The organism is Singulisphaera rosea (assembly GCF_054877945.1).
Genome location: NZ_JBTYIP020000096.1, coordinates 1 through 569, shown reverse-complemented (window position 1 = coordinate 569; position 569 = coordinate 1). Strand labels below are relative to the sequence as shown.

1 pseudogene is annotated in these 569 nt (G+C 61.0%); it reads right to left on the bottom strand.

The features are described from left to right. Positions 1–199: pseudogene (locus ACYOEI_RS41105) on the bottom strand (IS4 family transposase); the annotation flags it as partial. Positions 200–569: the final 370 nt, after the last annotated feature.

The window sequence follows — 569 nt, the reverse complement described above, 5'->3', positions numbered from 1 at the left end:
AGTGGGCGACGTGTTTGCAGGCGGTGTTGCCGTGGAGGACTTGGAGCAGGAAGGCGTAGATGGTGATGGCCGGGTCGAGGGCACGGCTCCGCCAGGAGTGGTTGCACTGGCGGCATCCTTCCTCGATGACTTCCTTGGTCAAATCGGCGGCGATGTCTTGGCGCAGTCGTCCGAGGATGGGGATGATACGCGGCGGCATGGGAGGGCTCCGTCTGTGACCCGAGTGGCGTTGTAAGCTACCACCAGGGTGACGGACGCCCCTCCTGTGCTCAAGAAGCTATAACCTGTTCACTGGCCATAATTTGTGCGCTATCTACGGTAAGTATTCGGTAAACCCGTCATCCTTGGTCGGCGCGCACCCTCACTCAGGCCACTCTGTGGGCCTCGGTAAACCCGTCATCCTTGGTCGGCGCGCATCCTCACTCAGGCCACTCTGTGGGCCTCGGTAAACCCGTCGTCCTTGGTCGGCGCGCACCCTCACTCAGGCCACTCTGTGGGCCAACGAGAGGCTTCAAGACTCGAGTTCGTTGGACGACCGTTGTCCGCTTGGTCTATGAGGTGTCCGATGT